This window comes from Okeania sp. SIO2F4 (genome assembly GCF_010672385.1).
Lineage (GTDB): Bacteria > Cyanobacteriota > Cyanobacteriia > Cyanobacteriales > Microcoleaceae > Trichodesmium.
Genome location: NZ_JAAHGT010000790.1, coordinates 1 through 4,673, shown reverse-complemented (window position 1 = coordinate 4,673; position 4,673 = coordinate 1). Strand labels below are relative to the sequence as shown.

Annotated in this window: 2 protein-coding genes and 1 tRNA gene; 2 read left to right on the top strand and 1 reads right to left on the bottom strand. The window is 36.0% G+C overall.

Translation table 11 applies throughout. From position 1 onward, the window contains the following. Nucleotides 1-235: 235 nt before the first annotated feature. Nucleotides 236-317, top strand: a tRNA-Leu gene (locus F6K22_RS32755). A gap of 1,355 nt (nt 318-1,672) precedes the next feature. Here the strand turns inward: F6K22_RS32755 and F6K22_RS32750 are convergent. Continuing rightward, on the bottom strand, nt 1,673-2,353 hold the full coding sequence (locus tag F6K22_RS32750; RefSeq protein WP_293107943.1) for an SDR family oxidoreductase: 681 nt from the start codon (nt 2,351-2,353) through the stop codon (nt 1,673-1,675). 1,255 nt (nt 2,354-3,608) lie between these two features. Here F6K22_RS32750 and F6K22_RS32745 point away from each other — a divergent pair. Beyond that, a complete protein-coding gene (locus tag F6K22_RS32745; RefSeq protein WP_293107940.1) occupies nt 3,609-4,526 on the top strand; it encodes a glutaminase in 918 nt (305 codons plus the stop codon). The last annotated feature ends 147 nt before the right edge of the window (nt 4,527-4,673 follow it).

Genomic DNA, 4,673 nt, shown 5'->3' with positions numbered 1-4,673 from the left:
CGGTTGGACTACCGCTCAATGGCTGTGGTAAATCGATGATTGATATCGAGGATCAGCAAGTCTCATTCGTGAGTTTGGGAAGCCCACATCATAATCTCTGATTTGATGTGGGAGTAGTCACAAAGCCAGTTGCCTTTATTGTTAATGGTTTGAGATTTGATCGGCAGAGCAATATATAATAAAAAACTAGGAGTAACTGTAAAAAATTTTGATTTGTGTGTTATATTGAAGTTATGCGGATGTGGCGGAATTGGTAGACGCGCTAGATTTAGGTTCTAGTTTCTTCGGAAGTGGGGGTTCAAGTCCCTTCATCCGCATTTATTAAGTAGGGTTGTAGTGGACTGATACACCTTTAATGTTGCATTAGAGAAAAAATTCTCAAGCTTTGCCATAACAAGAATTACACGAAAAAAAGAGTTCTGCACAGTTTTGGCTGTGTCAGTGTAATGCTACCCCATGCGTACAGAGCAATAATAGTTGCATTTTCTGAAGCGCATGCGAAATGGAGGTGGGTCGTGGAATTTCTCTTCTATTACTGATAGAGCAATAATAGTTGCATTTTCTGAAGCGCATGCGAGATGGAGGTGAGTCGTGGAATTTTTCTTCCCCATGCGTATAGAGCAAGAGTCAACACATTTTCTGAAGCACCCCGCCAGAGGTGATGGGTGGTGAAATTTTCCGACCCCATGCGTATAGAGCAAGAGTCAACACATTTTCTGAAGCACTCCGCCAGAGGTGATGGGTGGTGAAATTTTCCGACCCCATGCGCACATTGCAATAATAATTTCATTTTATGAAGCTCCTGCGAGATGGGGATGAGTAGTAGAATTTTCTCTGCTATTACTTATAGAGCCATAATAATTTCATTTTCTGAAGCACCCAGCCAGAGGTGATGGATAGTGAAATTTTCCGACCCCATGCGCACATTGCAATAATAATTTCATTTCCTGAAGCTCCTGCGAGATGGGGATGAGTAGTAGAATTTTCTCTGCTATTACTTATAGAGCCATAATAATTTCATTTTCTGAAGCACTCAACCAGAGGTGATGGGTGGTGAAATTTTCCGACCCCATGCGTATAGAGCAAGAGTCAACACATTTTCTGAAGCACTCCGCCAGAGGTGATGGATAGTGAAATTTTCCGACCCCATGCGCACATTGCAATAATAATTTCATTTCCTGAAGCACCAAAACTTGGGAGATGAATAGTCAAACTTCTCTACTATTGCTCCATACGCAATAGTTAATTCATTTTATCAAGCACCAAGACTTGGGAGATGAATAGTCAAACTTCTCTACTATTGCTCCATACGCAATAGTTAATTCATTTTATGAAGCGCCAAGACTTGGGAGATGAATAGTCAAACTTCTCTACTATTGCTCCATACGCAATAGTTAATTCATTTTATCAAGCACCTTTATATAGATGGATAGTGGAAATTTCCTACTGGACTAACAAACCTTATAGCGCTTTTCATTAACATACAATACAAAAATTTTTGCTCAAAGGCATAATTGAGAGGGTAGAAGGCAGAAGTTTTGTAGTCTACCTTTGTGAAAACCGCTATAAATGTTGCACTAGAAAAAAATTCTCAAACCTTGCTATAAGAGGAACTATACAAAAAAAGCACTCTGCAAAGTTTTAGCTGTGTCGGTTTAGTAGGTATCAAGTTTCAAGATATAGTCAAAGGTATCCCGTTATCCTTTGGTTTCAAATTCAACAAAAAAGGAACAGCCTTTTTCACCCAAGACTCAACAGGGGTAAAAGACTTTGCCTCCTCTCCAAAACAAATATCTAACATATCAGTATGAATAATTCCTGGGTTAAGAGGAATAGCAGCCATTCCTGACGGTAACTCCTGAGCTAAAGCACGAGTCAAACCTTCAATTGCCCACTTAGAAGCACAATATGGCCCTACCTGTGGAGAAGTGGAACGCCCCCACCCAGAAGTAATATCAACAATAATACCACTTCCCCTGGAAATCATAGCTGGCACAAAATGACGTACCACATTTGCCACACCTTTAATATTAATATCAATTAATTGGGAAAATTCCTCACTATCAACTTTCCAAATAGGTGCAGGTTGATTAATTATGGCTGCATTATTTATTAATAAATCTGGCGGTGAATAATTAGTTAATGTTTGACTCGCCCAATTTTGCACAGAGTTTTCATCTGCTACATTCACACAGCTAAACTGATGTGGATTAGCATATTTATTAGTTAAATTTTCTACAGCAGATTTAGAACGAGCGCAACCTATAACAGTATGACCTAAATTAATAAATTCATCAGTCATAGCTCTACCTAAACCCCGACTTACTCCTGTAATTACAATTAGCTTTTTCATTTGAAATAATATAGATATAGCAATCCTATTTAAGTTGTAACATTTTGGTGGTAGTTAGGAGTCAGGAGTCAGGGGTCATTTCAGTTATCAGTTATCAGTACCTCCTGCTTAACCAGGATGCTTGAAATACGGAATATTCTTTTCTCTTGGTCGATTGGATATGGCGCACTTCGGAGCGGCTCTGTAAGAGCGGGAAACCTCGCCATCCCATCCTTCGGAATGCTCCGCAAACGACCGCTTTTTATCCCCTTAAAAGAGGAGGCTTGAGACCAAAATTTTTCGGTCATAATTTTCATAGTTTTCAGGGTTTTCAGCTCAAATTAACTATTATAAAAATTGTCACAACCAATGCGCAGGTTGCTATATTAAATAAATTGCATTTTCCCAAGCATGAAAAGCATGAAAATTGATAACTCTTGTATCCTAACTAATTTATTTGACTTTCAGTTTAAGAAAATATCTATTAAGTAGTCGTAGCAAATAAATTTCCTAGGTGTAAAAAGCAAGAGACAAAGGTTCATTAATTGATAATGAATAATGGATAATTACCTCTGGTTAAAACCGTAACGGAATTGAAGATAAAGAAATATTTTACGATTAATAATTTCCTACTATATCAATTCCCAAAAAGGGTGAGGTACAAAATTTTAGGTTTGAGGGAATAGGGAATAAGGAACAGGGAACAGGGTAATAAAAAAACAAAAATATAACTGTATCTCACAAGCTTGGGAAACGCTATATAAAGTTTTAAAACTTTGCAGACAATATATAAAAATTAGGAATCAGATGTGGGAATTTGACTGTTCTTTAAAATTAAGAATATAGGAGTTATATTCTTGTCTGTTCCCTGTTAAGTGTTCCCTATTCCCTTGTGGGAATTTGACTGTTCTTTAAAATTAAGAATATAGGAGTTATATTCTTGTCTGTTCCCTGTTTCCTGTTAAGTGTTCCCTATTCCCTTGTGGGAATTTGACTGTTCTTTAAAATTAAGAATATAGGAGTTATATTCTTGTTTGTTCCCTGTTTCCTGTTAAGTGTTCCCTATTCCCTTGTGGGAATTTGACTGTTCTTTAAAATTAAGAATATAGGAGTTATATTCTTGTCTGTTCCCAGTTAAGTGTTCCCTATTCCCTATTCCCTTGTGGTAATTTGACTGTTCCTTAAAATTAAGAATATAGGAGTTATATTCTTGTCTGTTCCCTGTTCCCTGCTCCCTGCTCCCTGTTTCCTGTTCTCTATTCCCTAGTATATATTTATGTTTAATAGTTTATCAAATATTAATCAACAAGAACTCAAAAACTTGGTAGAACAAGGATTAGCTAAAAGTAAATCAGGTAAACTACCTATTTATATCCCTTTACTTGCTGAGGCTAACCCTAACAGTTTTGCTATTGTTTTGCAAAGTCTTGATAATCACATCATTTCATTAGGAGATGTGGAAACTAAGGTTCCTTTAATGAGTGTGATTAAACCATTTTTGTTATTTTATTCGTTATCTAAATTTGGCAATAAATCTGTATTTAATATAGTTGGCAGAGAATCTTCAGAAAAGCCTTTCAATTCTTTAGAACAACTAGAAGCTGATGGGGGATGGCCGAGAAATCCCATGATTAATAGTGGAGCGATCGCTTTATCATCTTTATTACCAGGAAATACTGCTACAGAAAGGTGTGAAAATTTTTGTGCTTGGCTGAATAATCACGGAAATTGTCAATTATTTTTAGATGAAAATATGTTGGCTTCGGTTCGTTCTTTACCTAATGAGAATAATCAAGCTATTGCTAAAAATTTAGTAGAGTCTGGTTATATAAAGGATGCAGAAATTACTTTAGATACTTATAATCAAATCTGTTGTTTATCTGGCAGTATTTTTGATGTGGCTAATTTGGGGATTTTATTAGTACATCCACCTAATTATGATTGGAAAAAATACTGTTTTACAGTTCAAGAATTAATGACTACTTGTGGTTTATATGAAGCATCAAGTCGTTATGCTTTAGAAATAGGAATTCCTACTAAATCTAGTGTTAGTGGAATTGTTTTGGGAGCAGTTCCTGGCGTAGGAGTAATTGTTTGTTATAGTCCTCCTCTCGATCGACAAGGAAATTCTGTAGCAGGTTTATTTTTATTGGAAGTAATTTCTAGAAATTTAGAATTGAGTGTCTTTTGTTAGAAAAAAATGTAATTAGTTTAATTAGGTATTTACTTTGTTTAGCAATGGAAATTTTTGTATTTTTTCCAGAAAAAGACTTTGATATTTTTTAGGCTGAAAATGCCTGAAATAAAACCTAAATAGAGTAGTAGGTTATATAAGGGCGAA

Excerpts from the sequence above, each read along its gene's own strand:
- F6K22_RS32750 (WP_293107943.1), bottom strand. The coding sequence starts at position 2,353 with ATGAAAAAGCTAATTGTAATTACAGGAGTAAGTCGGGGTTTAGGTAGA.
- F6K22_RS32745 (WP_293107940.1), top strand. The coding sequence starts at position 3,609 with ATGTTTAATAGTTTATCAAATATTAATCAACAAGAACTCAAAAACTTG.